A 14298-nucleotide genomic window follows, 5' to 3' on the forward strand; every position below is an offset into this window, starting at 1 on the left:
GCTGGTCGTCGTGATCTTCATCGGCGTGAGCTGGATCGTCGACGGCGTCGTGGCGTCGGACGACTATTCCGCGGCGAAGGCGCTCACGTCGCCGACGAGGCGGGTGTTGTCCGCGGGAACGGGGTCGATGACCGCCTTGGCGACCTCGGCGGCGAACTCGGACACGTTGTAGAGACGGCCGGCGGATTCGCGGCGCTCGGCGATCGCCCCGGGGTTCGCGCGCTCGAGCAGCGTCGCGGTGATCGTGCCCTCGATCATGTCGCCGGAGACGACCGTGAAGCCGATCCCCTTCTCTGCGAGGCCGGGGATCAGTTCCCGCAGCGCGTCCTCGCCGGCCCGCTTGGACAGAGCGACGGGCTCGTACTCCGGCATCGTCGGCGTCGTGCGGATGAAGTGCGCCTGGTGGCTGGTGACGAACACGACGCGTGCGCCGTCCGACAGCAACGGGGTCGCGGCGTTGAGGACGTTGAGTTGCGCGTCCCGGTTGAGCGTCAGGGCGTAGTCCTCGGCCATCCCCGACTCCATGCCACCCGAGGCGTTGAGGACGAGGACGTCGAGACGCCCGTACTCGGCGCGGACGGCGTCGAACATCTCGGCGATCGACGCCGGGTCGGTGAGGTCCGCGCCGACGACGAGCGCCCGGCGGCCCAGCTCGCGCAGCTGCGCTGCGAGCTTCTCCGCGCGCGGCGCCTTGTTCCGGTAGTTGATGACGACGTCGGCGCCGGCCTCGGCGAGGTACCGCACGGTGTCGGCGCCGATCCCCCGCGATGAGCCGGTGACGAGGGCCACCTTGCCGTCGAGGGATCCTGCGGGAAGAACGTCGGTCACGGGTGACTCCTCATGGTGCGTGGAACGCCGTGAGCGCACGGCCCTCACAGATTACCAAGGGGGCGCGGTGGCGGCCGGTCGGGCGTCGCCACGCGTGGTACGTTGACGGCAAAGGAGGCCGCATGGACAACTTCTCGACGTTCGTCACGTTCATCGACCACTGGGCATGGATCGGGTGGCTCGTCCTCATCGCCGTCTTCCTCGTCATCGAGATGCTCTCCCTCGACTTCACCTTCCTGATGCTGAGCTTCGGCAGCGTGATCGGTCTCGTCACCGACTTCGTCGGGCTCCCGGTCTGGATCCAGATCTTGATCGCCGCCTTGGCGTCCGCCCTCTTCATCCTCTTCCTGCGGCCGCCCCTCTTGCGCCGACTGCACCGCGGTGCCGACCCCACCCGCTCGAACGTCGAGGCGCTCGTCGACCTCCGCGGCATCGCGCTCAGCGAGATCACGCAGATCTCCGGCCAGGCGAAGCTCGCGAACGGCGACACCTGGACCGCCCGAACCACCACCCCGATGGCGATCCCCGCGGGGGCGCCTGTCGCCGTCAGCGCGATCAACGGCGCGACCGCCATCGTCCGACCCCTCAACGACTAGGAGCACGCGTGGACGACGCATCGATCATCCCGACCGTGATCATCTGGATCCTGGTGATCGCGGTCATCATCTTCGTGATCGTCACGATCGCGCGGGCGATCCGCATCATCCCGCAGGCGACCGCCGGCGTGGTGGAACGACTCGGCCGGTATCACAAGACCCTCTCCCCCGGCCTCAACATCCTCGTGCCCTTCATCGACCGTCTGCGGCCGCTGATCGACATGCGCGAGCAGGTGGTCTCCTTCCCGCCGCAGCCCGTGATCACCGAGGACAACCTCGTCGTCTCCATCGACACGGTCGTCTACTTCCAGGTGACCGACGCCCGTGCCGCCACCTATGAGATCGCGAACTACCTCGGCGCCGTGGAGCAGCTCACCACCACGACGCTCCGCAACGTCGTCGGCGGTCTGAACCTCGAAGAGGCGCTCACGAGCCGCGACAACATCAACGGCCAGCTCCGCGTGGTCCTCGACGAGGCGACCGGCAAGTGGGGCATCCGCGTGGGCCGTGTCGAGCTCAAGGCGATCGACCCGCCCGTCTCGATCCAGGACTCGATGGAGAAGCAGATGCGCGCGGAGCGGGACCGCCGTGCGGCGATCCTGACCGCCGAGGGGACGAAGCAGTCCGCGATCCTCGAGGCGGAGGGCCTTCGTCAGGCGGAGATCCTCCGGGCCGAGGGCGACAAGCAGGCAGCGGTCCTTCGCGCCCAGGGTGAGGCGGAGGCGATCCAGAGCGTCTTCACCGCGATCCACCAGGGCGCTCCGGACGACAAGCTCCTCGCCTACCAATACCTGCAGATGCTCCCGAAGATCAGCGAGAGCCCGTCCAGCAAGCTGTGGATCATCCCGAGCGAGCTGACCGAGGCGCTCAAGGGCATCGGCACCGCCTTCACCCCGAAGACCGGGCCGGGTTCGACCACTCCCCCCGCTGGCGCGTGACCCACCCGTACTTCGTCAAGGCCGAGCAGCCCCGGATCCTGGCCCATCGCGGTCTCGTGACCGCCGAAGGGCGGGAGTCCGGGGTCTGGGAGAACACGGCGGCCGCCTTCGCCGCTGCTCATGCCGCCGGGGCCGAGTACATCGAGACGGACTGCCAGGTCACCGCAGACGGCGACGTCGTGCTCTTCCACGATCACGACCTCCGGCGTCTGGTGGACGATCCGCGCGCTGTCCACGAGGTCCGGACAAGGGAGCTGAGCGCGCTCTTCGCGGAGCACGGCGGTCTGCTCACCGTGGCCGAGGCGCTCTCCGCGTTTCCGGAGACGCGCTTCAACATCGACGTGAAGACGCCGACCGCTGCGGCTCCCCTGGGGCCCGTCCTGGCCGCGCACACGCACCGTGTCCTGGTCACCAGCTTCTCGGACGCCAACCGGCGCGCGACGGTGGAGGCCGTGCGACAGACCGGCACCGGGCTCCGGCCCGCCACCTCGGGCGGGAGCCGGACGATCGCGGCGCTCCGGACGCTGTCCGCGATGCGCCTCTCCCCCGGCCGGCTGCTGCGGGAGATCGATGCCGTGCAGATCCCGGAGCGCCACGGGGCGCTCACAGTGCTGACGCCGGCCCTCCTCCGCGCCGCCCACCGCCTCGGTACCGAGGTCCACGTGTGGACGGTGAACGAGGCGGAGGACATGCGCCGCCTCGTCGACGCCGGTGTGGACGGCGTCGTGACCGACCGCGCCGACCTCGCCGTCGCCACGCTGCGGACGGTCTGAGCGCCCTTTATCCTCCGGCGCTGGGATTCCGCTGTGAATACCGGGCAGAACGCCCCCACGTGGATGAAGCGCACAGGCTCGAACGTTATACCTGACAGCGACGAGAGGACCACACAATGGCAGATCGCAGCCTGCGCGGCATCCGACTCGGCGCCCAGAGCCTACAGAGCGAAGAGGGCGTCGTTTTCATGGAGCGCCGTGAGACCACCTACACCTGTGACACCTGCGGACACGACACCACGCTCATGTTCGCAGCCGATGCCGAACCGCCTCAGACCTGGGAGTGCCGTTCCTGCGGAGCGGAAGCCCGCCTGAAGGTCGACGGCGAGGCCGTCACCCTCGAGGTCACCGACGAGAAGGCCGCCCGCACCCACTGGGACATGCTCATGGAGCGTCGTACCCGTGCGGAGCTGGAGGAGCTTCTCGAAGAGCGCCTCGCCTACATCCGAGCCCGGCGCGGTGCCGGCGAGGACCCCACCCGAGAGAAGATCGGCGCCTAGCGCCGACGGGCGCGCCACCACCCGAGACCGAGCGCACCCAGACCGCCCCAGAGCAGCACCTGCTGCAGCCAGGGGCCCAGGACGATTCCCGCCGTGAGGCCGGAGCGGAGTTCGACATCTTCGAGCATCGCTCCGGCCTCATCCGCGTCCAGGCTGGTGACCGTGCGACCGTCCGGGAGGATGACCTGGCTCGTGCCGACCGTGGAGATGTTGACGACGCTCCGGCCCGTCTCGATGGCGCGCATCCGAGCGAAGGCGAGCTGCTGCAGGTTCTCGTCCGTGCCGCGGAAGTCGGCGTTGTTCGTCTGGAAGACCAGTACTTCGGCGCCGCCGTACAGGCCCTCGGTGATGACGTCGTCGTAGATCACGTCGAAGCAGATCGCGAGACCGACGCGGACGTCGTCGACCTCGACGATCGGCGGGTTGGTCCCCGGGGTGTACTCGCGCTGGATCAGCCCGATGAGGTCGGGGACGAGGGCGTTGAAGAAGGCCCGATCCGGCACATACTCGCCGAAGGGCACGGGGTGGCGCTTGTCGTGCTTCTGAGGCGCCGTGGCGTCCGGCAGCCACAGCATCGACGTGTTGTAGTAGAGGTTGCCCCGACCGGTGGCGGCATTGGCGAGCAGCGGCGCATCGATGCGGTTCGCCACGAGGGTCATCCGCCGCGCGATCGCGGAGTTCGCGAACGGATCCGTGTCCAGCCCGCCCTCCGGCCAGACGAGAAGATCGACGTCCTCGCCGTAGAGGGGCTCGGTCGCCTCCGTCTGCGCCTGGACGACGGCGAAGGGTTCGCGCTGGTCGAAGTAGCCGGTCGGCCCGTTCCCCTGCACCGCGGCGATGCGCATCGATCCGGACGGCGTGGTCGGGAAGAGCGGGGTGAGGAAGAGGATCAGGACCAGTGCGACCGGCGCGAGGAGGGTGACCGGCCGCCGCCACAGCCCCGTGCGGACGATCTCGATCACCATGGCGACGAGGAAGACCATGAGGAAGCTCAGTCCGCTGACGCCCACCCAGGAAGAGAGCGCCGCGAGCGGGCTCTCCGCCTGGCTCATCCCGAGACGAGCCCAGGGGAAGCCGCCGTATGGCCACCAGCCGAGGAACAGCTCCCTCCCTACCCACAGCGCCGCAACGACCGCCGGGAGGGTCAGCAGGCGACCCGCGGTGCCCGGCCAGGCCCGGGGCAGCCACCGGTAGGCAAGGGTCAGCGGGATCAGCGCCACGGCCGTGAGCGCGCCCTCGACCACGCTCAGGGCAGCCCAGGGCAGCGGCCCCAGATATCGAGACGTCCAGGACACGAGCAGGGCGAAGAACACGATGCCGTAGACCAGTCCCACGAGCAGTGCGCCACCGGCCCGTCGACCGATCAGCGCGAGCAGCAGCAGCCCCGTGGCGGGGAAAGCCAGGATCCAGATCGCCGCTTCGGGAAACGCGAGGTCCATGAGCAGCGCAGCCAGGGCGGCGACGGGTACGGCGGCCCACAGGGGCAGGAGGGCGCGTCGGCGAACGGGAGCTTCGATCATGCGGGCGGATCTCACATCGAGGAGTAGGCGACGATGCCACGGCGCACACCGTCGAGGGCTGCCCGGGCGGTGCGTGCGAGTGCGGCGTCCTCCGCGACGATGGACAGCTGATCGAGGAGGTCGATGGTCTGCTTCGCCCATCGCACGAAATCACCGGCCGCCATGTCCGCGTCGATGAGCACGCGATCGAGCATGCCGCCCCGCGCCCACGCGTGCATCGCTCCCGCGAGTCCCGCGGCCAGCGGCTCGCTTCCCGGCAGCTGGTGGTCCTGCTCCAGGTCGTCGAGCTCGGCCCACAACGCGGTCGTCTTCTCGTATGCCGCTCGGAAGGCACCCCGCGGGAGGCCCCGCTCCCCCGCGTTGGCTTCGTCCCGACGCGGCTCGTACACGAGGGAGCACGCCATCGCCGCGAGTGACGGGGCGTCCAGTCCCTTCCAGAGCCCCTGACGCAGCGACTCGGCCACGAGTAGATCGCGCTCACCGTAGATCCGCCGCATCGTGCGGCCGGCGTCGGTCAGGTGCATCCCGTCCTCGTCGCGACGCACATAGTCCAGCGTCTCCAGCACCTCGACGACACGGTCGAAGACGCGAGCCACCGTTCCCGTCCTGGTCTCGATCTGACGCCGCGTACGGTCTGTCTGTCGCTTGAGCTTCCAGTAGCGCTCGGCCCAGCGAGCGTGCTTCTCGCGGTCGGGGCACCGATGGCACGGGTGGCGCTGCATCCGCGTGCGGAGCGTCTGGATGCGCTTCATCCGCTTGTCCCGGGCGGCACGGGGAGCCTGGGTGTCCTGTCGATTCTTCTTCTCGAGATCGCTCAGCTCGCGGCGGATGGCGGCGTACTCCGGGAAGTCGCCGTGCTCGCACGCCATCGCCGACTGGTAGCCGGCCAGCGACTCCTCGGCCTCCCGCACCTGTCGGGCCAGGCCGACCACGGCGCGGTCGGCCTGGAACTGGGCGAACGACGACTCCAGGATCTGCCGCGCCCTGGCCTGCCCGAACAGATCGATCAGGTTGACGGCCATGTTGTACGTCGGCCGGAAGCTGGAGTTGAGCGGGTAGGTCCGCCGCGATGCGAGGGCGGCGACGGCCTGCGGGTCCATGCCCTCGGTCCACTGCACGACCGCGTGCCCCTCGACATCGATGCCGCGGCGCCCGGCGCGGCCCGTGAGCTGCGTGTATTCGCCGGATGTGATCGCGACGCGCGCCTCTCCGTTGAACTTCTCCATCTTCTCCAGCACGACCGTGCGCGCCGGCATGTTGATGCCGAGGGCCAGCGTCTCGGTCGCGAAGACGACTTTGAGCAGTTTGCGCCGGAACAGCTCTTCGACGACCTCCTTGAAGGCAGGGAGGAGGCCGGCATGGTGGGCGGCCACGCCCCGTTCGAGGTTGTCCAGCCACTCCCAGTAGCCGAGCACCCCGAGATCCTCGTCCTGCAACGTGCGGGTGCGTTCCTCGACGAGGGCCCGGATCTCCGCGCGCTCCTCCGACGAGGTCAGGCGCAGGCCGGAGCGCCGCACCTGCTGCACCGCGGCATCGCAGCCCACGCGGCTGAAGATGAAGAAGATGGCGGGAAGGAGATTCGACCGTTCCAGCAGCTCGACCACGTCAGGGCGGTCCATGCGCTCGATCCGGTGCGCGTTCGCGGCGCGCACGGGGCGGCGGCCGCCCCGTGGCGGTCGGGCGGCCTGGCGCCCGGCGTGGCGATTGCTGCGATACGACTGCGCCTGGCGGTTGCTCTCGTAGGTGGAACCCGTGAACGAACGGATGCGCATGAGCTCCTGGTTCACCTGGGCCGTGGCGATGCCCGCCCGGTCGTCGAAGAGCGGCAGCAGGTCGTCGCGTACGAGCACGTGCTGCTCCAGCGGCACCGGACGGATCTCGGAGACGATGACCTCGGTGTCTCCGCGCACGGTGTCGAGCCAGTCGCCGAACTCCTCGGCGTTCGACACGGTCGCGCTCAGCGAGACCAGCCGCACGCGGGGCGGGAGGTGGATGATGACCTCTTCCCACACGGCACCACGGAAGCGGTCGGCCAGATAGTGGACCTCGTCCATCACGACGTAGCGCAGGTCGCGCAGCGCCGCGGAGTCGGCATAGATCATGTTCCGCAGCACCTCGGTCGTCATGACCACGATGCGGGCGTTGCCGTTGATGTTCGTGTCGCCCGTCAGCAGACCGACGTCGTCCGCGCCGTAGACGTCGACGAGTTCACGGAACTTCTGATTCGAGAGCGCCTTCATCGGCGTGGTGTAGAAGGCTTTGTCCGTCGCGGTCTGCATCGCCAGGTGGATGGCGAACTCCCCCACGATCGTCTTCCCGGCACCCGTGGGGGCTGCCACGAGAACGCTGCGTCCGTTCTCCAGCGCGTGGCATCCGGCGAGCTGGAACGGGTCGAGCTGGAAGCGCTGGCGCGAGGCGAATGCTGCGGTCTCCGGGTGCGCCGCGCTCTCCTGCGCCTGCGCGTATCGCTCGGACGGCGAACTCATGGGGCGTCCGGGATGAGTCCGGCGGCGGTGTCCTGCTTGCGCTTGCGCCGGTCGAAGAGGAGGGAGAGCCCTGCCGCTGCGAAGAAGAGGACGATGAGGATGCCGGCCAGCATCAGCATGCTCACGACGTCCGCCGCGGGCGTGGCCAGTGCGGCGAAGATCGTCGCGATGAGGATGGCCACCCGCCACCCCTTCAGGATCGCTCGGCCCGACATCACCCCTGCGAGGTTGAGCGCGACGAGGAAGACGGGGAGGACGAACGAGATGCCGATGACGATCATCAGCTTGAACACGAAGTCGTAGTACTCCTGTGCGGAGTAGAAGTTGGTGCCGCCCTCCGGGGTGAAGCTCCACATGAGCTCGATGACGTGCGGCATGATCTGCACCCCGAGATAGCACCCCGCGAAGAACAGGGGCACCGCGGCGACGACGAAGCCGACCGTGTAGCGGATCTCCTTGCGGGTGAGACCGGGCATGATGAAAGCCCAGATCTGCCACAGCCAGACGGGTGCGGAGAGGAACAGGCCGATCGTGAGGGCGATGCGCATGCGCATGTCGAACGCGGACGTCACTGTCCCGAAGTTCAAGGCGCTGAAGTCATCACCGCGCTGTTCCGAGATGATGCGGATCGGACCGGTGATGAAGTGGATCACCGGATCCGCGATGAGGAACGCCACCACCATGCCGACGACGAGAGCGATCGCCGCGTACATGAGGCGCTTCCGCAGTTCGACGAGATGGGCTCCCAGCGACATCCGCCGATCTCGCTCCGCCGTCGGCGTCACGGCCGGTTCGATGGCTGCCACGGCCGTCAGGCGCGAGGCGGGGTCTCAGGGTCGGTGCCCGAGTCCTTCACCGTCGTGGGCTCCGCGGGTGCCGACTCGGCACGACTCGCGTCCTCTTCCTTCATGGCCTTCATCTCCCCCTTGAAGACGCGGGCCGACTGGCCCATGCTCTTCGCGAGAGCCGGCAGCTTGGCAGCGCCGAAGAGAAGGAGGATAACGGCCAGCACGATGAGCAGGTGCCAGCCTTGCATTCCAGCGAACATATCGACAATCCCGTCGTAGGGGGGCTTTCCGCCCCAGTCTACAGATCAATCCTCGGCATCAGGCCGGTGGTAGAGCGCGAGTCCGGCGGCGGCCCACTCCCGTGTGGCAGCCCGTGCGATGCCCGGATCCGTGACCTCCATCGCGCCGCCGAAACGGGCCGCGAGCCGCTTGATGCTGCGAGGGTCCGCGAGGTGGAGGTGCGTCGTCACCATCCCATCACCCGTGCGGAGCGTCTCGGCGGGCACGAAACCGCTGAGCAGCGGAGCAAGGCGCTCCGGGACACGGACGGTGACCTCCCGCTCCTCCTCCAGCCCCGCGAACGCCTCCGGCACCCGGTCGCCGCCGTGCGTGCTGGGGATGTCGGTGAGGGTGGGTGCGCTGACGCGGTCGAGGTGGAACGTGCGCATCGCCTCGCGCATATGGCACCAGCCCTGCAGGTACCACTGTCCGTTCGTGATGAGGATCTGCACCGGATCCACGGTGCGCGTGGTGGGCTCGGCGTCAGGGGCCTGGTAGGTGAACGAGACGGCCACCCCGTTCTGCAGGCCGCGGGCGACGACCTCACGCACCTCGTCCACCGCGGTCGGGGCGACGACGACATCAGCCGGCGCATCGGCGGCTCCCCGCGAGAGCTTCGAGATGAGGCCGGCGACGAGACCGGAGTCGGATACGGCCGGCACGGCGGCGACCATCTGCAGGCCGGCGAGCAGGGCCGCGGCCTCACGCGCCGTGAAGCGCGGGACGCGACGCAGGGCCACGTCGTTCGTGATCTCGATGACGTCCTCGAGATCGAGGAGATCCCAGTTGATGTCGAACATCTCCTGCGGCTGCTGCCAGTAGCCCGCCTCGCCGGGAAGGCCGATGACGGTCAGCTTCTCGACCATCGCCCGCATCTCCCGCGGGGTCACGCCGAACTCCTCGGCGGCCTCGGCGAGGGAGACCTGCCCGTGCTCGAGCAGGTACGGGACGAGCGTGAGGTAGAGACGCACGCGCTCTGCGGCGAGGAGGGGCTTGGGTGCGGCGCTCATGCGGGCACCTCCGTATCCGTGTGGGCCTCGACCACGGCGCGCAGGCGGCTGATCACCGCGTCCCTGAGCGATGCCGGCTCCACGACTCGGACCTCGGGTCCATAAGAGGCGAGCTCATCGGCCAGGATGTGCAGATCGACGAAGGGCACGTGGATGCCCTGGGCGGCGGGGGTCGCCCGTCGGCCCAGGCGCAGTGCGGCTTCGGTTCCGGGTGTGACCTCCAGCAACGCCGAGTTCTCCGCGGCGACGCGCTCGAGACCGCTCAGCGCCCGCTCCCCCGCGCCCTCGCGCAGCGCGGGGTCGAACGTCGTGGCACTGACCACGACCTCGCCGACGATGCGGCTCAGCAGGAACGTCCGGTCCTCTTCGATGTCGACGTCGACGCCGTACACGTGCCAGCGCGCCTCGTAGTCCACCAGTGCGAGCGGGCGGATACGACGCCGACGAGGGGCGTCCTCTCCCGGCTTCAGATAGTCGAAGGTGACCACTCTGCGGCGTTCGATCGCGTCCTGGAGCGGGCCGAAGGCGGCATCGCGTGCGGTGATGCGCGGCGCGAAGCCGATGATCGGCTCGTCGCCGTCGATGCCGAGGGCGCGGATCTTCCGCACTCCGGACTGCGCGTCTCCCGAGACGGACTCCGCGCTCCAGACACTTCCCGCGAGGCGCAGGACAGCCAGCTCCGCAGGGGAGAACTCGATGTCTCCTGGCAGGTCGTATTCCGCCTGCGGGATGCGGTACCTGGCCTCGCGGAGGTCGTTCGGGTCCGCGGCGTCGCCGATCGTCTCGATCGGGACGCCGAGCGCACGGAGCTCGTCCTTGTCCCGTTCGAACATCTTCTCCAGGGCATCCGAGCGTGTCCCGGCATCCGCGCGCTGGCGATAGCCGGAGACGTTGTCGAGGATCTGCTGCTTGGTGAGCCCGATCTCCGTCGCCATCAGCGCCACGACGAGGTTCGTCAGGCGCTCTTCGGCAGGGATCCGGGCAGCCATCAGGGTGCGGAGACCGGGGACACGCCGAGGATGTCGACCACGACGGCCATCGCGGAGGAGGTCTCGGTCTTGGGGAGCACGACGAGGACCTGGGAGCCGACGGGCTGCCCGACGAGCGCGTCAGCCACCGGCGCCGCGATCTGTCGGATGCCGTCGGTGGCGGACTGTCCCCAGGTGCTCTGCAGGACGGACTTGTCGTCCCAGCTCACCGCGGTGAAGTGGACGAGCGGCGTCTGGTCCGCGGTCAGCTTCTCGCCGTCTCCACGGATCAGCGTCTGGACGACCTGCTCGTCCGGGGCGGCGCTGTCGGGGATGATGATGCCCGGGGTGCCGTCATCGGCGCGCACGACGGTCGGCATCCCCTTCGCGTCGTTGAACTGCAGGGTGCCCTCTGCCTTCGGGAGGAAGGCGTCGACGACGTCGATGACGAACACCGCGATGTCGTCCTGGCCCATGCCGAAGCCGCTGAGGTTCGCCTCGCCGAAGTCTTCCGGGGTCAGACCCGCCACGATGCGGGTGCCGCCGGTCGCGCACTCCATGGCGTCGGCGAGCCCGGGAGACTGTGTGGCCCAGGAGCCGATCGTCGACGCGCGGGTGCTCTCCTCGTCGTACGTCGTCTGGAAGATCTGCTCGCCGGTCGCACCGTTGTAGATGGAGATCTGGGCGATGAGCGGCTGGGCGTCGTCGACGAGCGCACGACCGTCCCCCGTCACGACGTCGGCGTAGGACGTCTCCGTCAGGCGGACGGGCGCGAAGATCTCGACCTCCGGCTCGGACCCGACGTCGCCGGTGACGGTGACGGCACTGTCGATGCCGTTGGCGTGCCCGTCGCGATCGCACGAGGCGTCAGCGGACGATGCGGTCACGCTGCACCCGGTCAGGGCGAGGGCGGCGAGGCTGAGAGAGGCCAGAACGGCGGACGTTTTACGCACGCGCTCCAGTCTATTCCGTCGTGTGCTCGGATTCGCGCGATGCCGCGGCCAACCGCGCGCCTTCGGCCGCCTTCCCGGCCTCCCTGGCACGTTTGCGGAGGTTCTTGTCCGTGATCTCGCGATCACCCACCGCGCCCGGCGTCCACAGTTCGACGTCCTCGTCGCCGTAGCTGCTCTTCGAGGCGCGACGCTTCACCGACGGAGCCACGGCGCCGGGAGCGAGCCGGCGAGCCGTGAGCAGGAAGCCGGTGTGCGCGACCATGCGGTGGTCCGGCCGGACGGCGAGCCCCTCCACGTGCCAGCCGCGCACCATCGTCTCGGATGCCTCCGGGTCGGTGAAGAGGCCGGTGCCCCGGATGAACTCGGCAACGCGGGAGAGCTGTGTGGCAGTGGCGATGTAGCAGAGCACGACACCGCCGGGGGTCAGCGCGTCCGCGACCGCCTCGATGCACTCCCACGGCGCGAGCATGTCGAGGACGACCCGGTCGACGGTGCCGGGCTCGACTTCCTCGGGCAGCGCGGCGACGAGGTCTCCGACGACGACCCGCCAGGAGTCGGGGCGCTCCCCGAAGAAGGTCTCGACGTTCGCCTGGGCGACCTCGGCGAAATCCTCGCGGCGTTCGAAGGAGAGCAGGCGTCCGGCAGAGCCGACGGCTCGCAGCAGCGACAGCGACAGGGCGCCCGAACCGACTCCGGCCTCGACCACGGTGGCGCCGGGGAAGATGTCGGCCTGCATGACGATCTGCGCCGCGTCCTTCGGGTAGACGATCGCGGCACCGCGGGGCATCGACATCGCGAAGTCCCGCAGCAGCGGCCGCAGCGCCAGGTACTCGTGCCCGGAGCTGTTCGCCACGACCGAGCCATCGGGGAGCCCGATGAGGTCTCGGTGCCGGAGGACCCCGTGGTGCGTGTGCAGCTCGCCGTCTTCGCGGAGCGTCACGGTGTGCAGGCGACCCTTCGGGCCGGTGAGCTGCACGCGGTCGCCCTCACGGAAGGGGCCGCTGGGGCGCGGGGCGGATGTGGTCGTCATCGGGTGGCCTCCGTGATCGCGGCGCGGGAGCCGAAGAGCTCCACGAGGTCGGCGGCACCACGGCCGTCGAGGGTCGGCCACAGCTCATGGGCACCGAGGCCGTCGAGCGGGACGATGTGGGGCACGCCGAGCGTCAGAGCGCCGGAGGCGAGGCCCGCGCGGAGACCGGTCGGGGAATCCTCGATGACCACGACCTCGGCGATGTCGACGTCGAGGAGCGCGGCGGCCTGGAGGTACGGCTCCGGGTGCGGCTTGGGGTTGTCGACGTCGTCTCCGGCGACGACGATGTCGAAGGCCTCGAACTCGATCAGCCCGACCACGTCGAGAGCCATCCGGCGCAGCGACATCGTCACCAGCCCGGTCGGGATGCCGGCGGCACGGAGGTCGCGGAGAAGCTCCTGGGCGCCGGGCCGGAAGGGCACGCCCTGGGCCCGCAGCGACTCCTGCACGGCACTCGTCAGATGGGAGACGATCGCCTCCGGGGCCATGTCGACCCCCGCGCCCTGGAGGATGATCGCGCTGTCGATGAGGCCGCTGCCCACGAGCTGCAGGGCGTCCTCATGGGACCACCTGCCGCCGAACGACTCCACCAGCGCGGTCTCGGCCGCCATCCAATACGGCTCGGTGTCGACCAGTGTTCCATCCATGTCCCAGAGGACCGCGCGGGGCTTGTTGCTCACTGAACCCATGCTAGCCGGGCCCGCCCACATCCCCTCGACGCGGGCTAGCCTGGGGGGATCGAATCCTCGACCTCGAAGGGAGCACGGCATGGACGTTCTCGGTTCACGCATCATCATCGCCGCCTTCGACGGCTGGAACGACGCCGGTGAGGCCGCGACCGGAGCCGTCGGCGCGCTGCAGGCGGCGGGCGGCTACGACCTCGTGCACTCGGTCGATCCGGAGCTCTACTTCGACTACCAGTACACCCGCCCGGCGACCCGACTCGATGCCGAGGGACGCCGTCAGATGACGTGGCCCGAGGCCGGGCTGTGGCGCCCGCGTGATCCGGGCCCCGGCCCCGAGTTCTGGCTGCTCACCGGTGCCGAGCCCGCGCGCACCTGGCAGGCGTTCGCGTCCGAGTTCATCGACGTCGCCCTGCGCGACGACATCACCGGCTTCGTGACCCTCGGCGCCATGCTCTCCGACGTCCCGCACACCCGCCCGATCTCGATCTTCGCGTCGAGCCAGAACGAGCAGGTCCGCGAGGCACACGCCCTGGAGCGGTCGGTGTACGAGGGACCCGTCGGCATCCTCACCGTGCTCGAGCACTTCGCCGAGAACGCGGGGATCCCCTCCGTGAGCCTCTGGGCGAGCGTCCCGCACTACGTCGCCTCGGCCGCCCCGTCGCCGAAGGTCACCCTCGCGCTCCTCGACCGGCTCGAGGAGCTGACCGGTGTGGACGTGGACCGCCGGCACCTCCGTACGGAAGCCGCGGCCTGGGAGGCGTCGATCGATGCCGCCGCGTCCGAGGACGAGGACATGGCGGAGTACATCCGGCAGCTGGAGCGCACGCGCGACACGTGGGACTCCCCCGACGCCTCGGGAGACGCGATCGCCCAGGCCTTCGAGCGCTATCTGCGGCGCCGCGACGACGGCCGCGGCGACCGCAAGCGCTGAACGGCGCGCGCC

Annotated in this window: 15 protein-coding genes; 5 read left to right on the top strand and 10 right to left on the bottom strand. The window is 69.5% G+C overall.

The window, feature by feature from the left end; genetic code table 11:
• Positions 1 to 63: 63 nt before the first annotated feature.
• On the bottom strand, positions 64 to 828 hold the full coding sequence (locus M4D53_RS01340; RefSeq protein ID WP_259951525.1) for an SDR family oxidoreductase: 765 nt from the start codon (positions 826 to 828) through the stop codon (positions 64 to 66).
• A 122-nt stretch (positions 829 to 950) separates the two neighbouring features.
• Here M4D53_RS01340 and M4D53_RS01345 point away from each other — a divergent pair, with 122 nt between their 5' ends.
• The 4 genes from M4D53_RS01345 to M4D53_RS01360 all read left to right on the top strand — a co-directional run bounded on the left by M4D53_RS01345 (position 951) and on the right by M4D53_RS01360 (position 3635).
• Positions 951 to 1424 carry an NfeD family protein gene (locus tag M4D53_RS01345; protein WP_025103445.1) on the top strand — a complete coding sequence of 158 codons (474 nt, stop codon included), beginning with the start codon at positions 951 to 953 and terminating at the stop codon, positions 1422 to 1424.
• 8 nt (positions 1425 to 1432) lie between these two features.
• Positions 1433 to 2362, top strand: a complete 930-nt coding sequence (locus M4D53_RS01350; protein ID WP_025103444.1) for an SPFH domain-containing protein — start codon at positions 1433 to 1435, stop codon at positions 2360 to 2362.
• A complete protein-coding gene (locus M4D53_RS01355) occupies positions 2359 to 3135 on the top strand; it encodes a glycerophosphodiester phosphodiesterase family protein (protein WP_259951527.1) in 777 nt (258 codons plus the stop codon). Before M4D53_RS01350 ends, M4D53_RS01355 begins: the two co-directional genes overlap by 4 nt.
• A 116-nt stretch (positions 3136 to 3251) precedes the next feature.
• Complete coding sequence (locus M4D53_RS01360; RefSeq protein WP_025103442.1) at positions 3252 to 3635, top strand: RNA polymerase-binding protein RbpA; 384 nt, start codon at positions 3252 to 3254, stop codon at positions 3633 to 3635.
• On the opposite strand, the gene lnt is transcribed toward M4D53_RS01360, so the two are convergent.
• The 9 genes from lnt to M4D53_RS01405 are packed head-to-tail and all read right to left on the bottom strand — an operon-like array spanning position 3632 to position 13349.
• Entirely contained in the window at positions 3632 to 5155 is a 1524-nt protein-coding gene (gene lnt / locus M4D53_RS01365; protein ID WP_259951528.1) for an apolipoprotein N-acyltransferase, read from the bottom strand. The two genes, M4D53_RS01360 and lnt, sit on opposite strands and share 4 nt — an antisense overlap.
• A gap of 11 nt (positions 5156 to 5166) precedes the next feature.
• The gene (locus M4D53_RS01370; RefSeq protein ID WP_187661463.1) at positions 5167 to 7641 is read right to left on the bottom strand and encodes a DEAD/DEAH box helicase; all 2475 of its coding nucleotides are present in this window, start codon (positions 7639 to 7641) and stop codon (positions 5167 to 5169) included.
• Positions 7638 to 8396 carry a twin-arginine translocase subunit TatC gene (gene tatC / locus M4D53_RS01375; protein ID WP_259951710.1) on the bottom strand — a complete coding sequence of 253 codons (759 nt, stop codon included), beginning with the start codon at positions 8394 to 8396 and terminating at the stop codon, positions 7638 to 7640. The genes M4D53_RS01370 and tatC overlap by 4 nt, the downstream gene beginning before the upstream one ends.
• A 56-nt stretch (positions 8397 to 8452) precedes the next feature.
• Positions 8453 to 8689 carry a Sec-independent protein translocase subunit TatA gene (gene tatA, locus M4D53_RS01380; RefSeq protein ID WP_101845779.1) on the bottom strand — a complete coding sequence of 79 codons (237 nt, stop codon included), beginning with the start codon at positions 8687 to 8689 and terminating at the stop codon, positions 8453 to 8455.
• Between the two features lie 45 nt (positions 8690 to 8734).
• Positions 8735 to 9718, bottom strand: a complete 984-nt coding sequence (locus M4D53_RS01385; protein ID WP_259951530.1) for a helix-turn-helix transcriptional regulator — start codon at positions 9716 to 9718, stop codon at positions 8735 to 8737.
• Positions 9715 to 10707, bottom strand: coding sequence for a helix-turn-helix transcriptional regulator (locus tag M4D53_RS01390; RefSeq protein ID WP_187661461.1), 993 nt, complete (start codon positions 10705 to 10707; stop codon positions 9715 to 9717). Before M4D53_RS01390 ends, M4D53_RS01385 begins: the two co-directional genes overlap by 4 nt.
• The gene (locus tag M4D53_RS01395) at positions 10707 to 11639 is read right to left on the bottom strand and encodes an FKBP-type peptidyl-prolyl cis-trans isomerase (RefSeq protein ID WP_259951531.1); all 933 of its coding nucleotides are present in this window, start codon (positions 11637 to 11639) and stop codon (positions 10707 to 10709) included. The genes M4D53_RS01390 and M4D53_RS01395 overlap by 1 nt, the downstream gene beginning before the upstream one ends.
• Positions 11640 to 11649: 10 nt before the next feature.
• A complete protein-coding gene (locus M4D53_RS01400) occupies positions 11650 to 12669 on the bottom strand; it encodes a tRNA (adenine-N1)-methyltransferase (protein ID WP_259951532.1) in 1020 nt (339 codons plus the stop codon).
• The gene (locus tag M4D53_RS01405; protein WP_259951533.1) at positions 12666 to 13349 is read right to left on the bottom strand and encodes an HAD family hydrolase; all 684 of its coding nucleotides are present in this window, start codon (positions 13347 to 13349) and stop codon (positions 12666 to 12668) included. Before M4D53_RS01405 ends, M4D53_RS01400 begins: the two co-directional genes overlap by 4 nt.
• Before the next feature lie 88 nt (positions 13350 to 13437).
• On the opposite strand from M4D53_RS01405, the gene M4D53_RS01410 reads away from it, so the two are divergent.
• Positions 13438 to 14286 (top strand): PAC2 family protein, encoded by an 849-nt coding sequence (locus M4D53_RS01410; RefSeq protein WP_060922601.1) that lies wholly within the window; start codon positions 13438 to 13440, stop codon positions 14284 to 14286.
• Positions 14287 to 14298: the final 12 nt, after the last annotated feature.

This window comes from Microbacterium meiriae (assembly GCF_025143875.1).
Lineage (GTDB): Bacteria > Actinomycetota > Actinomycetes > Actinomycetales > Microbacteriaceae > Microbacterium > Microbacterium meiriae.